The 26,527-nt window shown below is 38.1% G+C and carries 27 protein-coding genes; 4 read left to right on the forward strand and 23 right to left on the reverse strand.

Features of this window, described 5'->3' with window-relative positions; translation table 11 throughout:
• Positions 1-15 precede the first annotated feature (15 nt).
• The 14 genes from H626_RS0102385 to H626_RS11530 form a co-directional block, all read right to left on the reverse strand.
• On the reverse strand, positions 16-567 hold the full coding sequence (locus H626_RS0102385; RefSeq protein WP_027107912.1) for a P27 family phage terminase small subunit: 552 nt from the start codon (positions 565-567) through the stop codon (positions 16-18).
• Between the two features lie 104 nt (positions 568-671).
• The gene (locus tag H626_RS0102390) at positions 672-1,031 is read right to left on the reverse strand and encodes an HNH endonuclease (protein WP_027107913.1); all 360 of its coding nucleotides are present in this window, start codon (positions 1,029-1,031) and stop codon (positions 672-674) included.
• Between the two features lie 132 nt (positions 1,032-1,163).
• The gene (locus H626_RS0102395; RefSeq protein WP_027107914.1) at positions 1,164-1,802 is read right to left on the reverse strand and encodes a DUF559 domain-containing protein; all 639 of its coding nucleotides are present in this window, start codon (positions 1,800-1,802) and stop codon (positions 1,164-1,166) included.
• Positions 1,789-2,226, reverse strand: coding sequence for a DUF1492 domain-containing protein (locus H626_RS0102400; protein ID WP_012065077.1), 438 nt, complete (start codon positions 2,224-2,226; stop codon positions 1,789-1,791). The genes H626_RS0102395 and H626_RS0102400 overlap by 14 nt, the downstream gene beginning before the upstream one ends.
• Positions 2,223-2,444, reverse strand: a complete 222-nt coding sequence (locus tag H626_RS0102405; protein WP_027107915.1) for a hypothetical protein — start codon at positions 2,442-2,444, stop codon at positions 2,223-2,225. The genes H626_RS0102400 and H626_RS0102405 overlap by 4 nt, the downstream gene beginning before the upstream one ends.
• Positions 2,441-3,793: a DEAD/DEAH box helicase gene (locus H626_RS10445; protein ID WP_035618205.1), complete on the reverse strand. Its 1,353-nt coding sequence runs from the start codon at positions 3,791-3,793 to the stop codon at positions 2,441-2,443. The genes H626_RS0102405 and H626_RS10445 overlap by 4 nt, the downstream gene beginning before the upstream one ends.
• Positions 3,774-4,055, reverse strand: coding sequence for a VRR-NUC domain-containing protein (locus tag H626_RS0102420; protein ID WP_027107916.1), 282 nt, complete (start codon positions 4,053-4,055; stop codon positions 3,774-3,776). The genes H626_RS10445 and H626_RS0102420 overlap by 20 nt, the downstream gene beginning before the upstream one ends.
• 150 nt (positions 4,056-4,205) lie before the next feature.
• On the reverse strand, positions 4,206-6,554 hold the full coding sequence (locus tag H626_RS0102425) for a virulence-associated E family protein (RefSeq protein WP_027107917.1): 2,349 nt from the start codon (positions 6,552-6,554) through the stop codon (positions 4,206-4,208).
• Position 6,555: 1 nt separating this feature from the next.
• Positions 6,556-7,152: a PDDEXK family nuclease gene (locus H626_RS0102430; RefSeq protein WP_211221933.1), complete on the reverse strand. Its 597-nt coding sequence runs from the start codon at positions 7,150-7,152 to the stop codon at positions 6,556-6,558.
• A complete protein-coding gene (locus H626_RS0102435; RefSeq protein ID WP_027107919.1) occupies positions 7,149-7,583 on the reverse strand; it encodes a DUF7768 domain-containing protein in 435 nt (144 codons plus the stop codon). The genes H626_RS0102430 and H626_RS0102435 overlap by 4 nt, the downstream gene beginning before the upstream one ends.
• On the reverse strand, positions 7,570-7,791 hold the full coding sequence (locus tag H626_RS0102440) for a hypothetical protein (protein ID WP_027107920.1): 222 nt from the start codon (positions 7,789-7,791) through the stop codon (positions 7,570-7,572). Before H626_RS0102440 ends, H626_RS0102435 begins: the two co-directional genes overlap by 14 nt.
• Before the next feature lie 14 nt (positions 7,792-7,805).
• Complete coding sequence (locus H626_RS0102445) at positions 7,806-8,468, reverse strand: Rha family transcriptional regulator (RefSeq protein ID WP_027107921.1); 663 nt, start codon at positions 8,466-8,468, stop codon at positions 7,806-7,808.
• A 40-nt stretch (positions 8,469-8,508) separates the two neighbouring features.
• Entirely contained in the window at positions 8,509-9,105 is a 597-nt protein-coding gene (locus tag H626_RS0102450) for a hypothetical protein (protein WP_027107922.1), read from the reverse strand.
• 283 nt (positions 9,106-9,388) lie between these two features.
• On the reverse strand, positions 9,389-9,532 hold the full coding sequence (locus H626_RS11530) for a hypothetical protein (RefSeq protein ID WP_169449766.1): 144 nt from the start codon (positions 9,530-9,532) through the stop codon (positions 9,389-9,391).
• Positions 9,533-9,811: 279 nt separating this feature from the next.
• Between H626_RS11530 and H626_RS11150 the strand changes: the two genes are divergently transcribed.
• The 4 genes from H626_RS11150 to H626_RS0102475 are packed head-to-tail and all read left to right on the forward strand — an operon-like array spanning position 9,812 to position 13,350.
• Positions 9,812-10,822: an ABC-three component system protein gene (locus H626_RS11150; RefSeq protein ID WP_051237715.1), complete on the forward strand. Its 1,011-nt coding sequence runs from the start codon at positions 9,812-9,814 to the stop codon at positions 10,820-10,822.
• Positions 10,815-11,267, forward strand: a complete 453-nt coding sequence (locus H626_RS0102465; RefSeq protein WP_027107923.1) for an ABC-three component system middle component 2 — start codon at positions 10,815-10,817, stop codon at positions 11,265-11,267. Before H626_RS11150 ends, H626_RS0102465 begins: the two co-directional genes overlap by 8 nt.
• A gap of 5 nt (positions 11,268-11,272) precedes the next feature.
• Positions 11,273-13,102, forward strand: coding sequence for an AAA family ATPase (locus H626_RS0102470; RefSeq protein ID WP_027107924.1), 1,830 nt, complete (start codon positions 11,273-11,275; stop codon positions 13,100-13,102).
• A 29-nt stretch (positions 13,103-13,131) separates the two neighbouring features.
• Complete coding sequence (locus H626_RS0102475; RefSeq protein ID WP_027107925.1) at positions 13,132-13,350, forward strand: helix-turn-helix domain-containing protein; 219 nt, start codon at positions 13,132-13,134, stop codon at positions 13,348-13,350.
• 232 nt (positions 13,351-13,582) lie between these two features.
• Here H626_RS0102475 and H626_RS0102480 read toward each other — a convergent pair whose 3' ends face one another.
• The 9 genes from H626_RS0102480 to gatC all read right to left on the reverse strand — a co-directional run bounded on the left by H626_RS0102480 (position 13,583) and on the right by gatC (position 26,503).
• Positions 13,583-16,555 (reverse strand): type III restriction-modification system endonuclease, encoded by a 2,973-nt coding sequence (locus tag H626_RS0102480; RefSeq protein ID WP_027107926.1) that lies wholly within the window; start codon positions 16,553-16,555, stop codon positions 13,583-13,585.
• 1 nt (position 16,556) lies between these two features.
• Positions 16,557-18,527 (reverse strand): site-specific DNA-methyltransferase, encoded by a 1,971-nt coding sequence (locus H626_RS0102485; RefSeq protein ID WP_027107927.1) that lies wholly within the window; start codon positions 18,525-18,527, stop codon positions 16,557-16,559.
• Between the two features lie 4 nt (positions 18,528-18,531).
• A complete protein-coding gene (locus H626_RS0102490; RefSeq protein WP_027107928.1) occupies positions 18,532-18,759 on the reverse strand; it encodes a helix-turn-helix domain-containing protein in 228 nt (75 codons plus the stop codon).
• A 374-nt stretch (positions 18,760-19,133) separates the two neighbouring features.
• The gene (gene rlmD / locus H626_RS0102495) at positions 19,134-20,513 is read right to left on the reverse strand and encodes a 23S rRNA (uracil(1939)-C(5))-methyltransferase RlmD (protein WP_027107929.1); all 1,380 of its coding nucleotides are present in this window, start codon (positions 20,511-20,513) and stop codon (positions 19,134-19,136) included.
• A gap of 127 nt (positions 20,514-20,640) precedes the next feature.
• Complete coding sequence (locus tag H626_RS0102500; protein ID WP_027107930.1) at positions 20,641-22,125, reverse strand: methyl-accepting chemotaxis protein; 1,485 nt, start codon at positions 22,123-22,125, stop codon at positions 20,641-20,643.
• A gap of 96 nt (positions 22,126-22,221) precedes the next feature.
• Positions 22,222-23,277 (reverse strand): diacylglycerol kinase, encoded by a 1,056-nt coding sequence (locus H626_RS0102505; RefSeq protein WP_027107931.1) that lies wholly within the window; start codon positions 23,275-23,277, stop codon positions 22,222-22,224.
• Positions 23,278-23,298: 21 nt separating this feature from the next.
• A complete protein-coding gene (gatB, locus tag H626_RS0102510) occupies positions 23,299-24,729 on the reverse strand; it encodes an Asp-tRNA(Asn)/Glu-tRNA(Gln) amidotransferase subunit GatB (RefSeq protein ID WP_027107932.1) in 1,431 nt (476 codons plus the stop codon).
• Positions 24,729-26,201: an Asp-tRNA(Asn)/Glu-tRNA(Gln) amidotransferase subunit GatA gene (gatA, locus tag H626_RS0102515; RefSeq protein WP_156883207.1), complete on the reverse strand. Its 1,473-nt coding sequence runs from the start codon at positions 26,199-26,201 to the stop codon at positions 24,729-24,731. The genes gatB and gatA overlap by 1 nt, the downstream gene beginning before the upstream one ends.
• Complete coding sequence (gene gatC / locus H626_RS0102520; RefSeq protein ID WP_027107934.1) at positions 26,198-26,503, reverse strand: Asp-tRNA(Asn)/Glu-tRNA(Gln) amidotransferase subunit GatC; 306 nt, start codon at positions 26,501-26,503, stop codon at positions 26,198-26,200. The genes gatA and gatC overlap by 4 nt, the downstream gene beginning before the upstream one ends.
• Between the last annotated feature and the right edge of the window lie 24 nt (positions 26,504-26,527).

Below are 26,527 nucleotides of genomic sequence, written 5' to 3' on the forward strand. Positions count from 1 at the left end.
ATCTCCCATCTGTTTTTATTTGCCCCTACGAGCAGAAAGAAGTCTTTCCATCACATCATCCTGCGGATTTGCTCCTTTGTAATCGCCGGTACAGTTTTCTTTTACGATCTGGAATATTTCAAACCATAGACGATTGGTTTGGTTCATGTAGTTCTGGCCCATGGATACATAAGGACTTTGAATGGCATTTCCTGTGGTGGGGTGCTTAGCAAGAAAACCATATTCAGTAATGGCTTCTTCACACTGAATCCACCTGGCAACACTCATGGCGTACCTTTCAAGGAGCTGGGGAGAAACCAGAGTAGCGCATCCACGCTGATCCAGCCATTGCCATGTGGCTTTGTAGATTTCACCTGCCACCAGAGCCTTGCCATCTTTTTGTATGGCTTCAAGCATCTTATTGGGTTCAGGCATTTCTTGTCCCTCAAGGTCTGCAGTGTCGGAAAACTCCATCACCGTCAGTTTCCTGCCACTGAGATTGCCTTCGGCTATTTTGTCAGCCAGAGGTTTCTTTTTTGCCCCTGCACCAACACGAGCGCCGCCTCTGTTCGTACCGTCTTTTGCCAATGATCACACCTCCTTTACAAAATGGGGCCTATACCCCCGTTTGAATCTGCGTTTTTTAACACGACACCCCAGCCCGCTGTCCGGATTGTAAGCCTGTAGGGATTTTACCTCCCCCAACGGTCACCACTCTCGGCAGTTATCTTAGAGTGACATGACTTACAAAGGGCCATCAGGTTACTCGTTTCATTGCCACCGCCTTTGGAGAGAGGGAGGAGGTGGTGTACTTCTTCAGCAGCTTTAATCTTTCCGTTCCTATCACACTCCTGGCAAAGAGGGTGGGTTTTGATGTAGCGATCTCTGATGCGCTTCCAGGACCTACCGTAGCGCTTATTGGACTCTGGGTTACGCTGGTACTGGTTGTAGCGTTTGGCGACCACCTTCTTATGCTCAGCGCAGTATTGATCGCTATCAGCAAGAAGACCGCAGCCTGAATAAGCACAAGGACGCTTGGGTTTGTATGGCATCGGTTCACCTCCTTTTGGGCATAAGAAAAGCCCTCGTGGGGTGTTCCCATGAAGGCTTGTTTACATTATTATCTCTCAATTATAGCGTACTAAAAAAAACAACTGCACTCAAGTGGACTTATGTGGACTTTACTATCCTCTTTTAAGTTTTCTGCTTTTAAGCACCGCGTTGATACCAGGGATTAGCTTGGGCACATTCTTATTGATGTTATCTGTTGTAATTCTGATCATCTCCCAACCTTCACCGAGTTTGTTGATGATGACCTCATCTCGGATGCTCTCATATTTTTGTCTGTCTTTCCCATGATAAATCTTGCCATCAATCTCAAGGGCAACTTTCATCTCAGGCAAAATGAAGTCAACAGAGTAGTCGAAGATTTTCACCTGGTGGAACGCTTTAACGTTACGTCGGATAAGTTCAAGTGCCACCATTATTTCTTCAGTACTCTGATACCACCCAGTCCTGCTCAAGCTCTCTTCTACAAGACGGATGGCATCCTTGTAGTGTTCAATGCCAGTGATTTTTGAGATCCTTTTTATGGCGTTTTGTAGCTTCATCTGTTTCTTATCCGTACTGATCACTTCCCCTTCTTCTCGCGCCTGCCGAACCAGTTCAGCCCTGCAGTCCTTGCAGGTATATTTAGTACCACGAGTGTATGTCCAACTATAAACAGGTGTATCGCAGATATGGCAAGGTGGATAATAACAATTGGAATCTCTACCATCCTTACCAATGGTTATTCCGTCTTCTATTGCTTCATGCCATCCCATTCTTATTCTCCCTCCCAGCTAATACAGCATCTACAGCCCTAAGCGCTTTACGATGAAGCTTCAGCACCCAGCTTACAGAATAATCAAGGTCGTAAGCAATATCTTCCCAAGGCTGATATGACAGGTAGCGTTTCTCTAGAATCAGCCTGTATTCAATGTTGTTGACACCTTGGATGATCTCAATAATGTTAATCTTGCACTTCAGAAGTTTGGCAAGATCATCGTTCAAATTGTTTTTAATATCTATAATCTTACAGACAGCATCTGCCATATGAGATACTGATTTGCTGGGGTTATTAGGCATTCCATTTATGGCCGAAGTGCAGTTCATAGCCATATTCTCCAGGGATGCCACTTGCTCAAGCTTACTGTTTATTCTTTGATCCAATCGATAGGCTTTACTGAGATATTCTTTAGCATTCATTGTTTGACCTCCTCTCTCAGTTTTCGGAGAAGTATCTCCGGTTCTACCGCTGTAAGTTCTCTAAACCAATCAGAGCGTAAAAACCTCTCTACTTCAGCTTTTGTGAGTTTTGCAAATTCATGGCGAGGATGCTTCATCAGCTTCTTTAGTGCATCCCTATAGTCCTTGACGGCTAGTAAAACTATGGCATTGGCTAAATCTTCATAAGGATCACTCATCGCTTCACCTCCAATTTAGCTTTTACAGAATCGATTAAAGATGCTTGTGTTTTTTCTTTTTTTGTAAGTGCTGTCATCACATCTTCATCTATGGTGTCCTTGGTAATGATGTGGTGAATGACAACCGTATCCTTTTGCCCTTGTCTGTAGAGGCGAGCATTGGTTTGCTGATAGAGTTCCAATGACCAGGTGAGTCCAAACCAAATAAGTGTGGAACCACCACTTTGAAGGTTAAGTCCATGTCCAGCACTTGCAGGGTGGATCACCGCTACAGGAATTTCACCTTCATTCCACTCTTCAATATCCTTTGATGACTTTAGCTGCCTTACTGGAAATCTCTTCTGAATACGTTCCAGATCATGTTTGTACCAATAGGCTACAAGGACCGGTTTTCCGTTGGCCCCTTCAATTAAATCTTCAAGGGCATCAAGTTTTCTATCGTGAATAACATGCGCTTTATTTTCATCATCATAGACAGCACCGTTTGCCATCTGAAGGAGTTTTCCTGAAAGTACTGCAGCATTTACTGCATCGATTTCTTCTGCTCCCAAACTTGCTACCATATCATCTCTAAATCCAGAATAAATGGCCCGCTCTTTTTCATTTAAATACACAGGCACTGTGTTTATTACGCATTCAGGCATTTTTAGATAATCAATGGACTTCATAGAAATGGTGATATCGGATATCTGACTATAGATCTTTTCTTCAGCTCCTGACTGCAATTTATATGAAAAGATGATCTGACCATTGCGTTTATCCGGTGTGAAGTAGGTATTACGGTAGTGGGTTATGTACCTACCAAGCCTCTGACCCAGATCCAGAATACGAAACTCGGCCCAGAGGTCCATAAGCCCATTACTTGAAGGTGTACCAGTCAGACCAACAACTCTTTTCACTGTTGGCCTAACTTTTAGAAGGCTTTTAAAGCGCTTTGCGCTGTATGATTTGAATGATGACAATTCATCAATAACCACCATATCAAAGTCAAAGGGGATGCCACTTCTATTTACAAGCCAGTCGACATTTTCACGATTGATGATATAAAGTGTGGCTCTTTTCATGAGGGCATCTTTTCTCTCTTTGTCAGTTCCAACGGCTAACGAATAGGATAAGCCTTGTAGATGATCCCATTTATTAATTTCAGAAGGCCACGTATCCCTTGCCACTCTTAATGGAGCAATGATTAATACTTTTCTGATCTCAAACCGATCAAGGCATAAATCAAATATCGCTGATAAGCTTATTACACTCTTCCCAAGACCCATTTCAAGTAAAACTGCAGATACTGGATTGGATATTATAAAATCCGTTGCATAGCTTTGATACTCATGAGGATTGTATTTCATCAAGCACCTCTCCAATCTGTTCTACCCTATCAATGCAGTAGACCAAAAAACCTAACGCTTCCAGTTGCCTTTTTCGTCTTACCTGCAGAGGCCGCATCTTTTTACCTGGTGCTTTTAATTCAACAAAGGCCATTCTTGCCATGGGAAGAAGTACAATCCTATCTGGCACACCATCAAACCCTGGACTTACAAACTTTGGTGCGATGCCTCCCCTCTCTTTCACTGCTCTTACCAGTTTTTGCTCTATATATTTTTCAGTCACTTGTTTACCTCCCATCTGACACAAGAACACAAAATCACAAGCGTTTCCCTATATTTACTAACGCCCGTATACGTGCACAGGTATTCACTATCTACTTATAAGAAAAAGCATTTTTAATATAAGGGAAAAACTTGTGTTGTGTTGTGTTCCCTATTCACCGTAATTGTAAAGTCGCTGCCTACCATAAATCGGCAAACGCTTAATACTGCTGGTACGTTCCCAACCAGGAATCTGAGCCATAAGTGCTGCAATCTGATAACTATCAGTGGTCTTTAATTCTGGGAGATTATGATTAAAGCACTCGCACCAAATTTCAGCATTGCTTACAGAGGTTCGTGTAACAGTTCCTGTATGCTTTGCCCCACCAAATTCACTACCGCTTAGGTAATTTCTACGGGCAAACAAATCCATGCTATCCCAATCATCTGGAAGCAAGGTATTCAGGTACTCTTCAACCATGCCAACACGCTCATCAGCCTCCATGGCACCCTTCTGGGCCTTTTCAGCTTCTTCTAAAATGTCACCCTCCAGATATAGCTTTTCGCCTGAGTTCCATATTTCTTTTGCTTCAGCCCAGAACTGCTGCCTGTATTCTTCCGTAAAGCTCCATGTCTTTTTTTGCTTTTTCTGATGCACCTTGATGATCCAAAAACGACGATTTCCTGTGATATCACGTAAATATCCACGCTCTCCATTTACCGTTGCAATAACAATGCACTGTCTAGGATGGCTTTCAACAACTCTGCCATAAGACGGTCGATACTTATCATCAGAGGTAGAGAGGAATGCTTTCACTTTTTCAATATCGGCTTTCTTCATACCTGCAAGTTCACCGATCTCAACTACCCAGAATCCCTGAAGTTTTTCAGCACCTGACTTGTCGTCCATATCGGTAAGAGATAGAGTTTCAGAATAGAAGTCCGCTGTTACCAGGTCTTTTAAAATTGTGCTTTTGCCAATACCCTGATCGCCATCAAGCACAGGAACGCAGTCAAACTTAATTCCTGGAACATATATCCGCGCAACTGCCGCTGCAAAGGTCTTTCTAGTCACTGTGCGTATATACTCAGTGTCATCAGCCTGAAGATATTTGATGAAAACATCTTCCACACGTTTTACTCCATCCCACGCAGGAAGGGAATCAAGATAATCCCTTATAGGGTGGAATCTCCGATCATCAGCAACCTTGGTAAAAGCAACATCGTGGTTTCTACTTGAGAACGGAAGGTAGCGAATATCCATAATGGACTTAAGCTGGGCTGTGTCGGCGTCTCTCCAAAACACGTTACCTTCCGGTCTTTCCCACGGAAGTGGTCCAGTGACCTGGATACGGTTTGATAACTCGTTGAATGCAAAATTCTTAAAATCAGGATCATGATTCAGGATAAGGTTTAAGTTGTACACGCTGTTTTCGAGCACTTGACTTCGAGGCTGATACTTTAGTTTTTCTTTCCAGTTGTCACCAAAATCTGTAAAGTCCACTTCTGCTTCTGCGAGTTTTTCATTGGTAGCAAAGACTTTCACCTCATCGATCTTCATTACGAAATCACACATACTCTTAAAGGACTTCTTAACATCGTCATCTCCAAACTTATGGATACGGACGATGTCAAAGGCGTTACATAATTTAAGGTAGGCCGGGTCCTTGGCATGATGGCTGTATACGAACTTGCCACCTTCCTTAATTTCAACACCCGCCATACTGCTTGACTCTATAAAATGGTAGCGTTCTTCATTATCTGTTGGCTCGTAGATATCTGATAAAAATACATCGATTGCTTTTGTGACAGGGAAGTAGACTCTATTGAAAAGCCCGACAACACCCTCCTTTTCAAGAGGGTCCTGTACCTTCTGATGCGATACTGTATTTGCCTTGCTCTCCCTCGATGAAGTTGGAAGTCTTGTAGGATCAGTCCATTCAGGATGAGCTGTTAGAATATCATCTGGATTAAGCCAGTCCTTGTCCACTTCCTTATAGATGAAGTTTCCGTTGGATGGCGTACTTGGCCAGTACATCAGCTGGTTTGGGAGATAGGAGCATTCATCGAAATAATCCATACCGAGCATCTGTGCAAGATATCTTGATACTGCCACAAACTCCTCAGAGGTCACATCCCTTGTAAGAGGCAAGATAATGCGAACTCTAGGATTTTCGTCAGTACTACTATGGGTTGAGTAAAGAACTGAGATATACTGGACATTCGATTCATAGTTTTCAAGAAACTCTTTATCAATGCGGTCACCATCTAAGGCAATCATTGAGCGGAGCTCCACAGTGTCGATTTTCCTTCGACCGCCTTTTAATACCCCTGCAACAAAACCACCATGATCTTTTGCATCATCCTTTTGAGCCTTGCTGAATTTGGAGTATTCTTCTGCTGATTCTGTCGTACGGATTGGAGTCTTCAACCTATCTTTTAGCTCATCAAATGTGATTTGTTTGTTGACCCACTTCTTTGCCTGTCGGCTGTTCCCGTAGGCAATGGCTAGTTTTCTCAACTTAATGACCCCCTTTCACCCCATGTTCAAACCTGGCCTGTCTAGCAGCACGATATGCTTTCTCTGTTGCTCTAGAATTCATATCACAAAGATAGTTGCTGTCATCGCCGAAGAGTTCAAATTTCCCTTTGTGGTTTATCCCAGGATATGCCGCAAAGTAATCCCCATCGATAGTTTCAAAGTTGTACTTATTGGGCCACTTGCCGTTGTCATTGTAAGCTTCATTTTCTATGGACCATAGGATGTCATCAATATCTGCACCACTAGGAATATTCACAACCACAAGGATGGCTGTCTGGGACTTTCCGTAAAAATCAGGATCATCTTTTCCTAGCTCGTAGAAACGGTTAATTTTCTCTGCATCAGCATCGGTCATCTGGCCCTTGACCTCAACGTAAAGATCACCACTGGATCTACCGTCTACGCCGTGAAGAAGAAAGTCTGGAAGATAGGTTAACCCATTTCCAAGGTCATATCCTTCAGGTTCATACTCGTAATCAATACCACAGAAATCGGAGAATACAGCCCAACGAGCCTCAAGCCTAGACCTGAAGAGGTAACCTTTATATTCGGTCTCTATTGCTTTTATTTTTTTCATAATGTGTCCACCTCCTCAAAATCTTTGTTGAAGTATCTGATCGGCTGTCTACGTTTCTTGGCCTTTTCAATTTCAATGCTCATACCTTTTGAAATAACATCACCGAGTACCCACACTTCCTGGCATTTGCCCATGAGGATGATGTCCATGAAAATTGCCAGGTCGCGTTCTTTTTCATTGTTATCATCCATAAACTGTGGAAACATAAGATGCGGAGCCAGTGGAATGTTCCCTTTCTCTAGTGCAAACCGGCAGAAGTCCTGCGCTCGTTTAACATTTCCTTCGATGTCCCCACTAAAAGGAGAACAAATATAGACAAGAGGCCTAAAGGCAGCTTTTGATGCTGCCTTTTCCTCGCGAGTGACGTTACTTAGTGCTTCATATGGAGTAGGGTCATAGTATCCTTCAGCATTGAACTTATTTACGCTCATAATACTGCCCTCCGCTCTTGACCTTCTTACTGCATTCATCGCAGAATACTGCTGTACCATAAAGGTCGCTCTCACCATCACTTAAAATTTCACCGATATCTACTGACACCTCAGACCCACACATGGGGCAATGGCAAAACACATTCTCATCTGTTATTTCAATGGATATTTCCATGGAATCATTCACTCTTTCTTTCACATAAAACATTGTTGTAGCCCTCCTTAATTATTTTCTATTTTGGTTTTGTACCATTCCAAGTAACGCTTGCGCTGCTGATAATCTGGGACAGCCACTAACAAGCCAACATCTACTTTTTGTAATGTGTCAATCATCGTAATCTGCTCATCAGACAAATAAGGCCTGATGCTTTTTCCTTTTTCAATTCCGTTTGCTAATCTAAACTGCTTTGCTGTCATTCCAACAACGATGCGATTTAACATATCGCATTCATTACTGAAGTGATATGGCTTAGGGTTTTCATGCAGCAGCTTTATGTTGGCTGTTAACAATGGAAATTCTTGTCTTGCAGAAACAAGCGTTTTAATGAAGCACTCCATCTCGTTGAACCTACGGATGTAAAGCTCTTTGAATTTCATTGCTTTTTGTCCCGAGTATCCCATCACCAGCATCGTGAATCCATCCCGAGTCATGAAATAACAAGGTAGCTTTCTGCCAGTACTGTCCTTATAAGAATCAGATTTAAAGTTAGAATTAATGAAATTTTCACTCAGCCCAGATTTGGGCTCTGTGATTCTTGCAATATCTCGCAGAACGTGTTTGTGTTGTTTTTCAAAGAACTCTGCCACAAACAAACTATCCACTCTTGCCGTATCATTGGTGTCGGCAAATACACCATATTGGTCCTTAGGTATTAATTCTCTCATCAGAATTACCTCCTTAATTTTTTTGAAGGTCTTGACCCTTCTAAGTGGTAGCCTTGGGAAAGGGGCAAATCTGACGATTCTGATATTCTTCTTGTAATTTTTTTGTTGCTCTCTTTAATTTCTGGGTGATGTTATTCTCATCTGCACCTATGGAGTTGGCATATTCACGTATTGGGATTCCGTCGATACGGACTGCAATAAAGGCCTCTGCCCATTCTGGTTTCTTGGAAAGAGTTTTGCGGATCCAATCGCAAATGACCTCGCATTCATAATCTCTACTGCGTGTTTCATCATCAGAGGTGGTACAGAGATAATCCATGATGTTAAAAGACTCATCATCTGGTTCACCCTGAACATATCCCCTCTTGCCATTTGATTTTTTCATCTTGGGATTAGGGTCAATCCGCCTTGTTTCCCTCCGCCAACCGTTATATTCTTTGGAGTTCAACAGGTCAAACATCTCTTGTACAGTTTGACAACGCTTGATTTCTTCTTTCTTCTCAGGCTTAGCCTCCGCAAGACGCTGCTCATAATCGATGTCCAGCATTACGCTGTAATCTCCATCTGGAATTTCAATTGTGGTGTAGTTTTTGTTACCGTTCTTGATGTTGTCCTCATACAATACTTTAATTTTCATTTTGTACTCCTTTCCGTCCTGGCATTGACGGCGGAATACAAAAAGAGCCTGTGGAGAAGATGACCACAGACTCCGCATGTCCTAAAAATGGGCACACGAAATCACGGTGGGTGCATCCTCATTCCAAATACAGTCTTTATCACTGTATTCTGAACTCTTATGCATCCCGCCGTCCGTATGCGCACTAGGACATTGAGATTAATTTTGTTGATTAATACCTTTGAGGAAGATAGGCAGGCTGATTAATCAAATCTTTCTCTGCCTATCGATCAAAGTAAAAAATCTACTTCTTTTTGCTTTGTTTCGTTTGACTTAAAGCACTGCCAGCAACTGATTTAGATTGCTTGCTATAACGTCCATCACTAAGAATTTTGCTTGCTTTTGATGCAACTCTTTTAGATGTTTGCTTTGTATTACGCTTGGCCATTTGCGCTACCTCCTTCCATAATTCTGAATTTGTTCAGAATTTATATTTTCTTTTGAAGATAAATTCAACAATAAACAACAAAATATTTGCTTTTGTGAATTTCTCCTCTGGAAATGTGTGATTTTTCGTGATATAATTCAAGAAATGTTTGTATACTTACAACTCTTTCTTCAACATCACTCAATCACTAATAAAATTGTATAAAAAAAAGCCCTTCCATTAAGGAAGGACTCGGAGAGGTTCGGAAGGATTCGGAAATATAGTTGGAGGTGCTAGATAATGCTCTTTAGTGAATTTGCGAATATACTTTATAAACACAGTGACACGTCATATAAGCCACATGAATTTTTTCTGTCGCTTTTTGATAACATTATGAGAGATCCTCAAACGGTGGAGGAGATAAAACAATCAAAGGAAAGTAAATACAACCCCTTTGACTCTCTTGCTCCGGATTCTTTGGATCGGTATTTTAAAGGTACTCTCCCACTAAGTAAGAGAAATGTACATAAAGTTATTAGCAGAAAAGATACAGATAAATTTGCAGATTACATAAATACAATAAATGAGCATAATCAAATGGCTATTGAAGATGAAATCAAAGCAATGATTCCAAACTTCAATCCTGATGAGGTTTTAGGGTATGCTTGTGCTGATTTATTTCTTCAAATCCTAGATGATATTTATGAAGGTAGAGAATCTAAAGAATCATCTAGCATTAATGTTTCGAATAATCCACCCTCCGCTTCGAAATTAACTTCCTTACCTTCCCAAACTATTTATTATGATGAATCAGATGGAAAATTACATATTGGGGATGTTAAAATATCTATTCCTAAAGAAATTGAACCCCCGCAAGATATTGCTCCAGAAGAAGAAAGATATGTCTGTGAGCTACTTGCAGCTTATGCAGAAGCTATAAAATCTGGTGACTTATCAAAATCTGATTTAGAGTCTTTACCCAGAAAATATAAAAGGAACTTCTCTGATCAACGAATTAATTATTATAGTGCATTACGTATTGACCGTTTTATTAGAGAATCCCTTGATAAAGGTGAGGAGCACTCAAAGAAATGGAAATCTGAAACGCATGATTATATTAAAGATACCTTATGGGATGATTATGACGATGGATACAAGCGGCTGTTAACAGTAATGAAAAAGGTAGTAGATTGCTCTACCACATCTGCTGTCGACAGTATTCAAAATCTTATTGGCCCAAAAGAAAAGAAAGGAACCTGTCACTTATTGGTCAACGACGGTTACGTTCGTTGGGTGGATGAAGATGAATGACAAAGTTTTTAATACTGAATTTGAAATATCTATGAGGTTGTTGCTTGTCTTATCTCAATCTGAAAAGAAAAGGCTCACATTCGATAGCCTAGTAACAGCAGATTTTATTTCAAATTACTCAAAAGAGTTCGGACTATCTCATAGCAATCTTCACGGTGAAAATGAATTTAGTTTTTCTGAATTCTCTGCAAGAAGAGCATTAGCACAAAAAGCTATAAAACAGCTTGTGCTTGAAAACTTAGTAAAGGTTTCTTATTCAAATGATGGCTTTAAATACTCTATCACGGAACGTGGACAGGCCTTAAGTAATTCTTTGGCTTCTGATTATGCCACTGAATATAGATTATATGCTCAAAAAGCTATTGTTTATATGAGTTCAAAAAATGAAAAAGAGCTTCTAAATTTAATTACTCGAGAAGCCTCTAAGTCATTAAGGAAGGGGTAACTTATATGGCATTTTATATTACTAAAGTAACAGCAGCTGGCACAAGTAAGCCTCCCGCTACAATAACTTTTAATAAGGGATTGAACATAATTTGTGGTGTTTCCGATTCTGGAAAGACCTGCGTATTAAAATGCATACAATTTGCTATGGGTGTAATTAAGAAACCTTTTGAAAAAGAACAAACGGGATATGAAAGTGTCAACCTAGATATACTGACTTCAGAAGGCTCTCTCCATATTTCACGAACAGTTGGGAAAAATGCAGTAAATGTAGTTTCCGAAATATCTACAATTGATGGTGGCGACTATGATATTGAATATAAAAGCAACGGGAATAAAAACCCTGTCTTAAATGAACTTTGGCTTAAACTAATTGGCATCGAAAAACTGCCAATGATAATAAAAAATCAAGATTTTGCTAGACAACGTCTCTCCTGGAAAACTCTTTTGAGACTGTTTTGGTTAAAAGAACAAGAAATTGAAAATCCAAAATCGGTGCTTTTACCTTCAACGCCTACTCAAAATCCTTATTTTTTTGCCTCCCTTCTATACCTTCTCACAGGAAATGAATTTCCAGACATGGAGGAACATGATAAGGATGAAATCAGCAAAGCCAAAAAGGATGCTGTTCGTCAATTTGTAAACGGTAGAATTTCTCATATGTCTAAAAAGAGAGAAGAACTACAAAAAGCATTATCGGCCTATGGCGATTTAGATGTTGAAGAGGAAATGCAAAAATTAATTGATAACCTTTCTGCAACAGAATCTGCTATCGCTGCAGCCACAGAAGAAAGTAAAGATTTACTAGGTACTTTACTAAACTTAAAGGAGATAGAAGCAGAAAACCAAGTTACTCATTCTCACTTTCAGTCACTGAAAAGTCAATATACAGCTGATATTAAAAGACTTTCATTTATTGTGGATGGAGAGGTACACTTACACTCTGTTGGTGAGAATAAAAAATGTCCTTTTTGTGAGGGTAATATACGTCCAACAGAGAGAAAGTCTTATATTGAGGCATCAAAAGCTGAACTTAATCGTATTATTACACAATTGCAAGGCTTGTCAGAGAGCGAAAAAGATGTCATTACATCTTTAAATGAAGTTCGTGGAAAAATTAATCATCTTGAAAGCCAAAGATCTGACATTGAAAAATTAATCGAAACCGAGCTTACTCCACAATCCAATAAACTAAGAGAAGGAATACAACAATATCGCTCTTATGTACAATTGCAACAAGAATCGGCTGTACTGCAAAGTGTTTCTCAAGACTGGATTGTGGAGTTACAAAAACAAGAAAGTGATAGTTCAGACAAACTAAAATTCAAACCAAAAGAACATTATCCTGTTGATTTCAATACACGCATAGATGAAATAGCTTATTCAATTTTAGTTGACTGTAAATATGAGAATTTGAATACAGCCCATTTCAATATGGGTACATTTGATTTAGAAATAAACGGCTATGCAAAAGAAGATAGTCACGGTAAAGGTTATTGGGCTTTTATAAATACCATTGTAGGATTAACTTTCAGGCAGTATTTACAAGAAGATGCTGTTTATAAGCCAGGGCTTTTTGTAGTAGATACACCTTTATTAGGTTTAGATCAAGGTGTTGATGATAATGCTCCTAATAGTATGAGAACCGCGTTATTCCAATACTTTATTGACAATCAATCCGAAGGACAGATGATAGTTGTAGAAAACACAAAGGATCTTCCAGAATTGGATTATGAAGCAAGTGGGGCGAAGGTCATAGAATTTACTCAAGACAAGTATAAAAGCAAGTATAAAGAAAGCCGTTATGGTTTTTTACATGATGTATATAGTAATTAGGATGAGAATCCGATAAGGGAGATGGCACAATGCTCAAGATTAGCTACAACAAACTCTGGAAAATGTTAATTGATAAAAATATGAACAAACAAGATTTAAAGAATGCCACCGGGATAAGCTCTGCATCCATAGCAAAGCTTGGTAAAGGAGATAATATCACTACTGATGTCCTGCTTAAGATATGCGAGGCTATGGATTGTAAGTTGGAAGATATCATGGAGACAGTCCGTCAAAAAGAAAAGCCATAATGCCTCTCAAAAGTTATTATTTACATTGCGATTCACCACTACTCAGATAATAATACAACTAACTGATTTAATCGTATTATGACATAATAGGATCTATCATCTTAGAAAAAATGCTCTTCAATTCAGATGATAGATCCTATAGTTATAAAGTAATTAATTCAATCAAAAGTGACAGGTGTTATTCTAGAAGCTTGTTTCCCCACGATATTATACAATGTTCTCTCCTCACAAACTATTTCACTAATTTTCTTATCATGGTTACGATGTCATCTTTTTTCATTTGCTTCTCAAATGATACGTTTAATCCATCTTCCTTTAAAGTTTCGAAGAATTTCTTTGCAGATTGAATCCTCATTTTTTCGTCATTTCTCAATCCACTGTCTTTTTTAACATCTTTTGTTTCTACGATAAAATTAATAATATGTTCTCCTGACGGCTTCTTTAATACATACATAAAGTCGGGGCTTGTAGTTCCTCCATAATATAAAGGCACTCTAATACTGCTTCTTGGTATTTTCCCAAAGACTACGACTTCATCAATCCCGCTATTTTCAATAGTTTCACGTTCCTTGGGTGAGTCATATACAAAGCTTTCATAGAGAAATTTCGCAGGAACTGATAAGCTATCCGAGCGCATAATACCAACAGATCCTTGTGGAATAGCCTTCTTAACATTTCCGTCAATATCCGTTAACGAAGTTTCTGTAGTGCTTACTTCCAGCTTTTTATAGCTAAATCTTTTCATAAAACTAGATTCTAGCCATTCTTGGAATTTCGAGATAAAATTGTGCAGGCTAGTTTTATTGAACAACTTTGCATTAATAGGGTGCTTCAAGTTATACTCGATAATATTACTGTGCATTATTTCCATAGGAATACCCGTATTTGACTGTAGCCGTCTTAAAAACTCTCCATAAGGCATAGAAGAATCAATTACATGGTACCCAGCAGTTGATTCCTTTATTTCAACTAAACCATCTTCACCTTTTGTCGTCCGCTTTTCTTTCGCATGTATAAGCTGTTCTTCAAAGATGTCATTTTCAAGAATTGACTTCACCGCATTTCCCAACTCTTCATCATTGATATCATCTAATGTTAGATAATATTTCTGATTGATTTTGCTCCACAGTTCCTTTATCTCAGAGAATCTCTCTTCTCTAATTTTAACCTCTCCTAGTTTTTTCTTGGTTGCATCAATAACTTTTCCTTGTTGTAGTCCAGTATTAAACTCAGGGTATTTGTCCATCATTTCAAGACGTTTGTCTTCAATAATGTTCTGATCCTTGTCTACATAACCACCAATAAGCAATTCAGCGAAAAGAACATTCTCATCGACCCCTCGGTCTTTCGCAACTTTAGATAAAACTCCACGAATCGAAGTTATGGTTCTTACATCTGCATTTATTTCATTAATAAGATTTTCCGCAAACTTTTTCTCAGTAAAGTCGATAATATAATTTAAATAAAACTGTTCTCCGGATATTCGATTACCAAATTCGTCAACTGGTAACCTTAGACCTCTACCGACTTCTTGTAATTTACTAATCTCACTCCCACTTGAACGCAGCTTAGCAATTGTAAATACATTCGGATTATCCCAACCTTCTCTAAGTGTCCATTTAGAGAAAATAAACCTCATCGTATTCCATTGTTCCTCTTCATTCTTAAAGGATATCAACGACTCTTTGTCACGAAGAATTTTATCAACTTCTTCCTGAATATCTTCGTCAGCTTTTGAGTTATCTTCGGAGAAATAGCCTCCGTTTGTCTTTTTAATATCTTTTAATGAAGCTTCCAGATATTCTTTGTACTCGAGCATTCTTGATGATTTCTTATCTAACTGATCAATCTTTGCACATTCTTCCTGGAGTTTTTGAGTTAGTAGTTTTTCAAATGATATCCTTAATTTACCATCATTATCAGAACCTCGATATGAATAAATGCTATCGATAAAGAACAAACTCAGAGTCTTAATTTTATTTCCCCTAAGAAAATTCTCTTTTTCTTTTACAAAATGGGCATCTATAGCTTGTTTCATCATTAGTTCTTGATAGGTTGTTCCATATATTGAAGAATAGATAATGTCTCCAACTGCAATAACATGACCATTGGAAAGAGTTATACCATTACTTATATCACAATCGTCACTTTTACCAATACTTTCAACACTAATTCCTGTAAAAGACTCGTCTATAATGCCTAAGCTATCTCCAGGTACTAAATCAAATGTTTTTTTAGTCTTCTCATTTCTAAAAACGCATGATTTAGGCCTATGAGACACTTGCATCAATTTAATATTCACATCATCAGCATCAGCATCTTCTAATGTTTGAACGGCTACTCCTTTTACTAGCTGATCATTGAAAGCTTCACATGCACCTAAATTGTAAACCAAATTGTTATAATCTTTTTCCTCACTTTTTCCTACATAAGGAAAAGTAGCACCAAATCTAATGACACACTGTGGTTTAATCTTATCTATTAAGCATTGATAAGCTTTATTCTCCCTTTTAAATCTATGCGGTTCATCAATAATAACGATAGGACGAGTTTCTTCTAGTGCTTTATATGGCTGCGTAAATTCACCCAATAAAGTTTGATCATAATCATCTTTTTCCATCGTTGCCTTTGATAGTAGCATTTTATCGGTTGTAAGTAATACATGTACCCGGTTTTTCTCTAATCTAGTACCTCTTGCATATTCAGCGATTGCACTTGGAAACATCTTTCTTCCTGATGATTTATTCTTTTGAGCATTTAACACTTGAAGTTTTAATGACACATTTGGATAAATGTCAGCAAAATGGATTTTCGAGTAGTTTGCTTCAATAAAATTCTTTGTTCCTTCTTTGATCGGTGTCGATGGTACAAGTAGGATAAACTTATTAAACCCATACTGCCTATTTAATTCATACATTAACCTTGTGTATACATAAGTTTTACCGGTACCAGTTTCTAATTTAGCATCAATACCAAGAATGCCATCCTCTACTGTTCTTTGCATACTTTTAGGGATAGGATTAAGGTCCTCTACGTCACCATTCCAAATTTCTGAAATATTTCTTGAAATAGCCTCATCCTGAATATCAATAATAGGATTTTGATGTATGGCATTAGTGCTAGAAATTCGAACATCTTCCAGCACTTTGCATATTGCATTGATAGCATCAGTTTGATGAGGCAGATGTTTTAATTGTATTTGCATATCAATACCTCTCAATCACTGTAATATTTTTGTTTTGTCTTAAATTTGCTATGTTCTTTTTTAGCTCATGAGACTGATTGAATGGCAAAGAGTAAGGATAAACAACTACTCTTGAAATCATCAGTTCATTGTTCTCAATTTTTTTGATTAACTCCATAATATCTTCAGAAGTGATTCCTTCTTCAATAATGTACAATGAACCATCATGCAAATCAGCTTCATATGTCTTTAGCTTTATCTTCTCAGCTTTTGAACATAGCCCATATCCATCTTCGTTTAACCATGTAGATAGAATGGTTTCTTTTCCTGGAATGTTATCAAATGAAAAAATATCTATCATATCTCCTAAAACTAACTCCTCAACAGGATTAAAATCCACTATCTTATCAAGTGTTTTTTGTTCTGGAGTGTTTAATTTATAAAGCTTATATCCATAATCAATCCCCGCGTTGGTATTGGTTTTGATTTTTTCTGCTGCCTTCTCAATTCTATCCCTGCCAATTTCATCTATTGTACGGTAACCTGCTTGGTATGCTGGTTTATTTTCTTCTATGGCTTCAGGTAACTGAACCATAATAAATTTTCTTTTCCCATTGTCTTCGGCATTCATTTGCATAACAGCATGTGCTGTTGATGCAGATCCAGAGAAAAAATCTATAATAAGTGAGTTTTTATCTAACCCAATAGCTTTAAATAGTAAACATAACAGGTCAACGTCTTTAGGATTAGTAAAATACTTTCCGCCTAATAAATCATTTAATTGGTTAGAGGCTACCCTACCATCCTTGTACTTGATACTTGTTAGACTTTGAAACTGTGTATCTACAAGATACGTTTTATTATTAGGAATAGTTGTCTCATCTTTCCCAAAATGAATTAAATTGTCTTTTACTCTTTGTTTCATCGTTTCTTCTGGATATCTCCACCCACTCGCAGGCTCCTTACAAATTCCTCCAGTATTAGGATGAGTTACGTCATACCTGTATTGCCCATAGTTAGGGCCAGAAATATCTGCTGGAAAATATACACCTCTTTCATCCATCCATGAATAATGTTTACTCGAATAAATAGGATTTGATTCAGGAAACTGCTTATACCACTCAAGAGCCTCCTTATGTATTGCTTCCCAGTCGTCTCCATGTTTCTGTCTAAACCCTTCAAAGGCTTTAAAAATTTCTTCCAATCCTTCTTTTTTTTCTGTCCATTCACCACTGTTCATCGATTTATTTTTCACAAAAGCTATTATATACTCGTGTTGCATAGAGATGTAAGATTGATCATTCTTACTGCTATTCTTCCAAATGATCTCACCCGCAAAGTTTTCTTCACCAAACACTTCGTCACAAATCAACTTCAAATTGCAATGCTCATTTTCATCTATTGAAATGAAAATAACGCCCTCATCCTTTAACAAGTCACGGGCTAGAAGAAGTCTAGGATACATAAATGTAAGCCAAGCAGAATGGGTACTTTTTCCCGCCATATTCAAAATTCTTTCTGCTTCATCTTCTTCGATTCCAGCAGATTTAGCTAAACTCTCTTTGGTAAACTCAAAAGTATCAGGGTAAACGAAATCTTTCTTGCCGGTATTATAAGGTGGATCAATGTATATACAATCCACTTCATTGGAATAAGACTTCAACAAATGTTTTATAGCATCAATGTTATCTCCGACCATATAAACATTCTTACTTTCGGCATTAATTCCCTTTGTGTTATGCTCGATAATAGGTGTAAGCACTGTCTTTGTCTCAGTAGAAGTCAATAATTTAGCATAGCTCTTTCCTAGAAATTTAAGTTCATATCCCTCTTTCCTCATTTCAACATCTGTACTAGATAATAGTTCCTTCAATCGATCAATCATAAAATCCCCATTTTTATCGAAATAATGAGGAAATACTTTTCTTAATTTTTCAATCTCTCTTGTGTTAGGTCCAACTGTATTGTTTTTGGTTAATTGATCTTTAATCATCCCTCTACCTCTTTTCCGCTTTACTATTTTCGTTATGAACATATTCAACTATATCGCCAATATCACAGTGAAACTCTTCACAAATTTTTCCTAAAACTTCCATAGTTACATTTTGATTCTTGCTTAGGCGAGCTAACGTTGATGGAGTAATTTCAACCGCATCTCGCAGTGCAGTTTTGTTCATATTCTTATCGATGAGTATTTTCCAAAGTTTATTATAAGAAAAAGCCATTTTTATCCCTCCCGGAACTAAAAGTATCTTTTAGAGTATATTATATACACTCTATTGTATCATATATTCTCTTTATAATTAAGCTGATTTATAATACTTCTTATAAAATCAAAGTTTACTCTGCTAAACCGTTGAATCGCTATTGATCATGCTGTTACTTTGAACTGTAGTTTTAACAGCAATCTTGTCAACTCACCACGTTTTTGCCAGCAATCGTATCAACTCACCACGTCAATATCCATATCATCTTCTTAATTATCTAACATGCCTATCTTGGATAAGTTCCCACAAAACAAAAAACCGTGATTATCCTTCTGGTATAAAGCCAGATCTCAAATCACGGAAAGTGCTTATTTACTCACATTTCTACACTCTTACTTCTCTACCCTTGACATCAATACTACCGTCTCAACGTGTGTTGTTTGTGGGAACATATCTACTGGTTGTACTTTTTCAACTGTATAGCCGCCTTCGACTAAATATTTCAAGTCGCGTGCTAATGTAGCTGGGTTACAACTTACATAAATGAATTTTTCAGGTTTCAAAGCCAATGTAGATTCAATGAACTGTGGATCCAACCCTTTACGCGGAGGATCGACAACGACTAAATCTGCTGATTTTCCTTCTTTACTCCACTCGAGCATCACTTCTTCTGCGGAACCCTTTTGATAGGTTACATTTTCTACTTCATTTAATTCTGCATTCTTTTTAGCATCTTCTATAGCTTCTGCAACAATTTCAATTCCATAAACATGCTTTGCTTTTTTAGCTAATGATAGGGAAATTGTACCAATACCACAATAAGCATCAATAACTGTTTCTCCACCAGTCAATCCTGCATAGTCTAATACTTTTTGGTACAAGACTTCTGCTTGAGCCGGGTTAACTTGATAAAATGAACGATGCGATATCTTAAACTTGAATCCCATTAAATGGTCAGTATAAGAATCTTCTCCATGGAGAATGATTGCTTGTTCACCCAGAATTTTGTTTGTCCGTTTTGGATTCACATTTTGAATAATACTGACGACTTCAGGAAGTGCTTCTAGAATAGCAGGAAGTATTTTACTTAGTGGGAATAATTTGGCTGTCCGTGTTACCAAGACGATCATCATTTCTCCAGTATGGTATCCTCGTCTGACCATGATGTTTTTAATATTACCGATATTTCGTTTTTCATCATATGGTTTTACGCCATGTTGTCTTAAAATATCTCGGATGATGATGATTGCTTCATCAATTTTCGGATCCTGGATTTTAAAATCTTCCATTGGAATGAGTTCGTGACTATTTCTGCGATAAAATCCTGTTTCTAGTTTATCTTTCATCTTACGTACAGGGACTTGTGCTTTATTCCGATAACCTAGTGGATTTTTCATTCCGAGGGTTTCTTCAACAAGTTCTCCAGGTAATTCAGCTGTTTTTTCTAAGATGTTTTGAACTTGTTTTTGTTTGAACTTTAATTGTTCTGAATATTCCAGATGTTGCAGCGGCATTGTTCCAGTTTGAAAATAAATCGGATCTGCTGATTCAACTCTATGTGGACTTTTTTTATGCGTCGTGATCAGTTTCCCAAAAGCAAATGATTTGCCTACTTTTACAACTTTAAAAGTGACTACTTCTTCTGGTAAGGCTCCTTGAATAAAAATAGGATAGTTATCTATTTTTACAACGCCTAATCCTTCATGGGTCAAGTCTATAACGTTACCTTTATAGTCCTCATTTTTTTCTACTGGTAAAATCGTGTTATTCATTAATCAATTTCCTCTCTTTAACCTAATTTATGGTTACCTCTATCATACAGTATTCACAAAGAAAAAGAAATCCAACCTTCAAAAAAGAGGTGATTGGATTTCTTTCTCTGCGATGCAGTGTATTATCTTATCCATTGGAAGGAAGACTATTCTCCAATTTTTGACTACTTATGCGTATTTTTTCCATTAATTCATCCACCTGAATGATGTTGTCATTTTGCTCATCCATCGTTGCTTGAATCTCCTCAATGGAAGCTGCATGCTCTTCAGAAATATTTGCGATATTTTCAGTTTGATATTCGATGGTTTCAAACTTTCCTGCTAATTGTTTGCTGTTTTCCTCTTGAGTATAGATCAATTTAGCTACAGTCGAAAACGAATGGGATGTCCCTTCTAGACTGTCGTCTACATTGCTCATAAGCTGCATACTCTCCGAGACCGAATCGTATCCCTTTGTAACTTTTTCAATAGCTACTTGCGATTGTTTACCTATCTCTTCCACTATCGTATGCGCTGAAGAAACATTTTCTTTACTCATTTCGGCTAATTTCCTGACTTCTTCAGCAACAACAGCGAATCCTCTTCCGGCATCGCCAGCACGCGCTGCCTCAATTGCCGCATTTAATGCCAATAAATTGGTTTGATCTGAGATGCTGGTGATAGTCGAAAGTAATTGATTTACATTTTCCATACTGCTATCTAAACTTTCAACAGTTCTCTTCGTGAGCTGCATCGATTGTTGTACTTCATTCATCTTTTGACTCAATTCTTTAAATTTCACCAAATTTTTCTGTACTTCCTGATGCGTCAACTCTGTTTCCTTACCCATATTTTGAGAATTTTCCTGAGAATTTTCTGCAATTTCTCCGGCATCCTTAATGAGTATATGAATGTCTTGGATACTGATTGCTTCCTCATTGATCCCTGAAGAAATTTCTGAAACCGCCGTAGTCATTTGCTGGCTGATTTCCTTGGTGTTTTTTAGATGACCAGCTGTATCCGTAATCGAAAAATTTAAATCTTTTGTGTTTTTTTGTATAAGATTGAATACATGTTCTAACTGGGCCGTAGTCTCATTCGCTTGGTTTTCTTTCTCAATAGCTTTGTCGATATATTCGTTCCCCCATTTTGTAATAAAATAAAGGACAAAAGCACTAATGTTAAACAAAAATAAATATGAAATGTATTCTTGTGCTGAACCTGACTCCAAAAGACTAGTAGGCGAGAAAATAAATAGGAGAGCAAACAGACTGTTTGTCGACAATAGATACCATTTGAGTAAGTTCTTATTGAAATAGAGCCCGGTCATCAATAAAGAAATAAAATGAACGAGAAATAATCGTGGCTCTCCATTCATTGAATGGGATACAACTAATCCAATAAAGGTAGCAACTGATCCAATATAATAACTTTTTACTGATCGAGGAAACGGTAGGAAATACAATACTACCGCCACAAGTATAAAGGCTAGACTTGTCCCACCGATAAAAAGAGCGTAACCAAGAGAATAATTAATTGCCGATTGTGCAAAAAGAATAACCAAAATACCAAAAGCTAAAGATAAATTAAACCGATCCACTCGTTTCATTTGTTCAACATCTTGATTATGCATAATAAACCCCTATTCTTTTTTGGAATACCGATAAGATGTAGCTCACGTTATTCTTATCGGCAACTATTCCAAAAAATTAATAGGGGAAAGTGATCTTTATTCGTTTAAAGTAGAATCTATCTCCACATCATCAGGCGACATTGGTTCGGACTCTTCTAATTGTTTTAACTGCTCGATGAAAGCTTCTTCTTTTAGCTCAGCATCCAAGTCCCTTGGGTCGATATCGATCTCCATGCTGTCTGTGTCGGCTACCATCTCGACATGCTGACGCAAGGCTATAAATTCAACTGGCGCATCGCCTCCATATTCACCGTCAACATTGATCATCAAACGATTAGGACCTAAAGTAGTTGCTCGGATATAATCCGTTTTGACATACAGAATTTTAGAACTATTGACATGTTTGCCCCCATTCATTAAGTGGGTGACTAAGCGTAATATTTCTAATAGATTACTGGTTTTTACAATAATCAGTGTGAATTTTCCATCACCGAAGACTTTGTCGGGAGCAATTTCTTCAAATCCTCCCACTGAATTCGTCAAAGCCGCAAAAAACATCGAAGCTTTCCCCTGGTAGACTCCACCTTCATATTCTAAATTTAAATAGACTGGGCGGATACGCGGGAGCATTTCAGCACCTTTTACAAAGTAAGCTAAATTTCCAAAAATGGCTTTCATATTGGCCGGCACTTCATACGTTACCTCCGTTAAATAACCAGCCGCTCCGATATTGACCATATGTCTTTCTTGCTGTTTTGTTTTGACTTTCCCAATGTCCATTTTCACCGTTTGATCTTTATAAATCACTTCAGCAGCTTTTACAAAATCATGGCGAGGAATATGAAGAGCCCGCGCATAATCATTTGTAGTCCCCGCGGGGATAATAGCCATTTTGGGTCTTCTTTCTAATTCAGATATTCCATCTACTACTTCATTGATGGTTCCATCTCCCCCAGCAGCCACTACTAAATCAAATCCAGCTAAGGCGGCACGTCTGGCTTCTTTTTTTGCTGAAAAAGGTTCCGGTTCAGTACAAAATGCACTTGTTTCATACCCGGCTTTCTCATATACACGGAGAATATCTGGCAAAGCTTTTTTGATCAACTCTCTACCTGATACTGGATTATAAATTACACGAGCTCGTTTAGTCATGTTTTGTCCTCTTTTCGTTCTTTACCGTTTGATTAATTCCTGATTCAATAACTTATTGACTACCCCTGGGTTTGCTTGACCATGGGTTTGTTTCATTACTTGGCCAACTAAGAAGCCGATCGCACGATCACGTCCATTTTTAAAATCTTCAATCGACTGCGGATTGTTATCTAATATCGTTGAAATAATAGGCAACAATTTTGCGGGATCACTTAATTGGACCCAACCTTTTTCATGAATCAATTCTTTAGCATTTCCACCATTGATAATTAATTCTCTGAATACTTTTTTTGCTATTTTAGAACTGATCGTTCCATCTTCTATTAACAGAATCATATCTGCTAAATTTGTCGGTGTTAAATTCGTATCATGTAATTCCACATGTTCACTATTCAAATATCCAGATACTTCTCCCATTAACCAGTTTGAAGCTTGTTTAGGATCTGCCCCTTTTTCAACTGTTTCTTCAAAGAAATCTGAAAATTCTTTCGTAGCTGTCAATACTTCAGCATCGTACACTGGAATACCAAATTCTTGACTATACCGAATCTGTCTTTCTTTAGGCATTTCCGGGATGGAAGTACGAACTTTTTCCACCCACTCATCAGAGATACTCAGTGGTGGAATATCTGGTTCAGGGAAATAACGATAGTCGCTCGATCCTTCTTTAACACGCATCAAGACAGTCTGACCTGTAGTATCATCATAACGTCTTGTTTCTTGTTGGATTTCTCCACCAGCTAACAGAATTTTTTCTTGTCTTTGCATTTCATATGCAATCCCTTTACGGACATTGTTAAAGGAATTCAGATTCTTCAACTCTGTTTTTGTTCCAAATTCTTCTTGACCTATCGGACGAATGGAAATATTTGCATCGCAACGCATCGATCCTTCTTCCATTTTCACATCAGACACACCAGTATATTGAATGATTTGTTTTACTGTTTCTAAATAGGCATAAGCTTCTTCTGGAGAACGCATATCCGCTTCGGAAACGATCTCGATCAAAGGAGTCCCTTGCCTATTTAGGTCTACATAAGAAAATCCCGTTTCACCATGCATGTTTTTTCCTGCATCTTCTTCCAAATGGACACGCTCTACACGTATATTTTTTAATTGTCCCTCTACTTCTATTTCAATAAATCCACTCGTACCCAACGGACGATCAAATTGAGAAATTTGATATGCTTTTGGATTATCTGGATAAAAGTAATTTTTGCGATCAAATTTTGTCTCTTGCGTGATTTCGCAGTTCAGGGCTAATGCCGCTCCCATTCCGAATTCAATTGCACGTTTATTTACAACAGGTAGAACTCCTGGATATCCCCAGTCGATCACATTAGTATTTGTGTTCGGTTCAGCCCCAAAATGTGCTGGAGAAGGAGAAAACATTTTTGATTCGGTTTTTAATTCTACGTGAACTTCTAAGCCGATAACTGTCTCAAAATTCATTATTTTACTCCTCCTTCAAAAGTTGGTTGTTTCTTATGGAAATCAGTTGCTTGCTCAAAGGCATAAGCAGCTTGATAAATCGTTTTTTCATCAAAATGTTTCCCGATTAATTGCATCCCGACTGGCAACTCATTTGAAAATCCACATGGTATTGAGATGGACGGTACCCCTGCTAAATTCACTGGCACAGTTAAAATATCAGATAAGTACATTGCGAGCGGATCCTCGATTTTGCCTCCAATGTCAAACGCAGTAGTCGTCGTTGTAGGGCCTAAAATCAAATCGTACTCTTGGAACACTTTATCAAAATCTCTACGGATCAATGTGCGGGCTTGTGCAGCCTTTTTAAAGTGTGCATCATAAAAGCCAGCACTTAAGGAAAATGTACCGAGCATGATTCTCCGCTTTACCTCCATACCGAAACCTTCCGAGCGGGTATTTACGTACAACTCTTCAAGTGTGCGTGCGTTCTCAGTTCGAAAACCATAACGTACACCATCAAATCGTTGTAGGTTACTTGAAGCTTCTGAAGAAGCGATAATGTAATAAGCTGGAATACCATATTTTGAATGAGGTAAGCTGACTTCTTCAACGATCGCTCCCATTTTTTTGAAAGTGTCGATCGCCTCTTTCACAGCTTTTAGAACACCCTCTTCGGTCCCTTCTTCTACCATATATTCCTTTGGTACCCCAATGCGCATACCTTTGACACCTTTTTCGAGCATCTCAGTGAAGTCAACATTCTCTTCTGCATAACTTGTAGAATCTTTTTTATCTTGTCCACTGATTGCATTCAATACTAATGCATTATCTTTTACCGTTTTTGTAAAGGGTCCAATTTGATCAAAGCTTGATCCGAAAGCAATCAGACCATAACGTGATACCCGACCATATGTCGGTTTCATTCCTACTAAACCGGTAAATGCAGCTGGTTCTCGAATGGAACCACCAGTATCGGAACCTAAAGAAACAGGAACCTGACCTGCAGCAACAGTTGCAGCAGATCCGCCAGAAGAACCGCCTGGGACTTTATTTAAATTCCACGGATTCCGTGTGATTTGGAAGGCCGAGTTTTCTGTACTTCCGCCCATAGCAAATTCATCCATGTTCATTTTACCAACGGGAATCATTCCAGCTGCTTCAACCTTTTCCATAACTGTAGCATTATACACAGGAATAAAGTCTTCAAGCATTTTGCTTGCTGCAGTGGTTCGGACTCCTTCAGTAATGATGTTGTCTTTGATACCAATGGGGATTCCTGACAAGACATTTGTTGGATCGATGCCTTGTTTATCTATGGCTCTAGCTTTTTCTAAAGCTTTGTCTTTAGTTAACGTCAAAAACGCACCGATTTGTTCTTCTGTTTCTTCAATACGTAAAAATGTTTTTTCCATTAATGTTTCAGCTGTGATTTCCTTATTCACTAACATTCGATGCAATTCTTCTAAAGTATAATCAAATAGGTTCATCAGGCACCCTCCCCTCCATTATCTAACATTTCTGGAACTTCGATCATTCCATCTTTGGCAGTTTTAACATTTTTAAATAACAATTCTCTGTCTGTTCCTTGTTGAGCTACATCATCTCTCATCACACTGTCAATGGTGATCCCATGATACGTACCCGGTACATCCGTCGTATCCAATTCATTTAATTCTTCTACCATTTCAATGATGCTACCCATTTTTTCCGTAAACTGGCGGACTTCATTTTCTTTAAAACTCAATTTCGCTAATTTCGCTACATGTTTGATCGATTGTTCATCAATATTCATAGTTTACCCCTTCTCTCCAATTCG

The organism is Lacticigenium naphthae DSM 19658 (genome assembly GCF_000425865.1).
Taxonomy (GTDB): Bacteria; Bacillota; Bacilli; order Lactobacillales; family Carnobacteriaceae_A; genus Lacticigenium; species Lacticigenium naphthae.

Coding starts and splice junctions, on each gene's coding strand:
- H626_RS0102485 (WP_027107927.1), bottom strand. CDS start 18,527: ATGATTAAAGATCAATTAACCAAAAACAATACAGTTGGACCTAACACA.
- H626_RS0102445 (WP_027107921.1), bottom strand. CDS start 8,468: ATGAGAGAATTAATACCTAAGGACCAATATGGTGTATTTGCCGACACC.
- H626_RS0102430 (WP_211221933.1), bottom strand. CDS start 7,152: ATGAAAAAAATAAAAGCAATAGAGACCGAATATAAAGGTTACCTCTTC.
- H626_RS0102390 (WP_027107913.1), bottom strand. CDS start 1,031: ATGCCATACAAACCCAAGCGTCCTTGTGCTTATTCAGGCTGCGGTCTT.
- H626_RS0102435 (WP_027107919.1), bottom strand. CDS start 7,583: ATGAGCGTAAATAAGTTCAATGCTGAAGGATACTATGACCCTACTCCA.
- H626_RS0102465 (WP_027107923.1), top strand. CDS start 10,815: ATGAATGACAAAGTTTTTAATACTGAATTTGAAATATCTATGAGGTTG.
- H626_RS10445 (WP_035618205.1), bottom strand. CDS start 3,793: ATGAAATACAATCCTCATGAGTATCAAAGCTATGCAACGGATTTTATA.
- H626_RS0102440 (WP_027107920.1), bottom strand. CDS start 7,791: ATGTTTTATGTGAAAGAAAGAGTGAATGATTCCATGGAAATATCCATT.
- gatC (WP_027107934.1), bottom strand. CDS start 26,503: ATGAATATTGATGAACAATCGATCAAACATGTAGCGAAATTAGCGAAA.
- gatB (WP_027107932.1), bottom strand. CDS start 24,729: ATGAATTTTGAGACAGTTATCGGCTTAGAAGTTCACGTAGAATTAAAA.
- H626_RS0102450 (WP_027107922.1), bottom strand. CDS start 9,105: ATGAAAATTAAAGTATTGTATGAGGACAACATCAAGAACGGTAACAAA.
- H626_RS0102505 (WP_027107931.1), bottom strand. CDS start 23,277: ATGACTAAACGAGCTCGTGTAATTTATAATCCAGTATCAGGTAGAGAG.
- H626_RS0102395 (WP_027107914.1), bottom strand. CDS start 1,802: ATGGGATGGCATGAAGCAATAGAAGACGGAATAACCATTGGTAAGGAT.
- H626_RS0102470 (WP_027107924.1), top strand. CDS start 11,273: ATGGCATTTTATATTACTAAAGTAACAGCAGCTGGCACAAGTAAGCCT.
- H626_RS0102475 (WP_027107925.1), top strand. CDS start 13,132: ATGCTCAAGATTAGCTACAACAAACTCTGGAAAATGTTAATTGATAAA.
- H626_RS0102405 (WP_027107915.1), bottom strand. CDS start 2,444: ATGAGTGATCCTTATGAAGATTTAGCCAATGCCATAGTTTTACTAGCC.
- H626_RS0102500 (WP_027107930.1), bottom strand. CDS start 22,125: ATGCATAATCAAGATGTTGAACAAATGAAACGAGTGGATCGGTTTAAT.
- H626_RS11150 (WP_051237715.1), top strand. CDS start 9,812: ATGCTCTTTAGTGAATTTGCGAATATACTTTATAAACACAGTGACACG.
- H626_RS0102490 (WP_027107928.1), bottom strand. CDS start 18,759: ATGGCTTTTTCTTATAATAAACTTTGGAAAATACTCATCGATAAGAAT.
- H626_RS0102400 (WP_012065077.1), bottom strand. CDS start 2,226: ATGAATGCTAAAGAATATCTCAGTAAAGCCTATCGATTGGATCAAAGA.
- H626_RS11530 (WP_169449766.1), bottom strand. CDS start 9,532: ATGGCCAAGCGTAATACAAAGCAAACATCTAAAAGAGTTGCATCAAAA.
- H626_RS0102480 (WP_027107926.1), bottom strand. CDS start 16,555: ATGCAAATACAATTAAAACATCTGCCTCATCAAACTGATGCTATCAAT.
- rlmD (WP_027107929.1), bottom strand. CDS start 20,513: ATGAATAACACGATTTTACCAGTAGAAAAAAATGAGGACTATAAAGGT.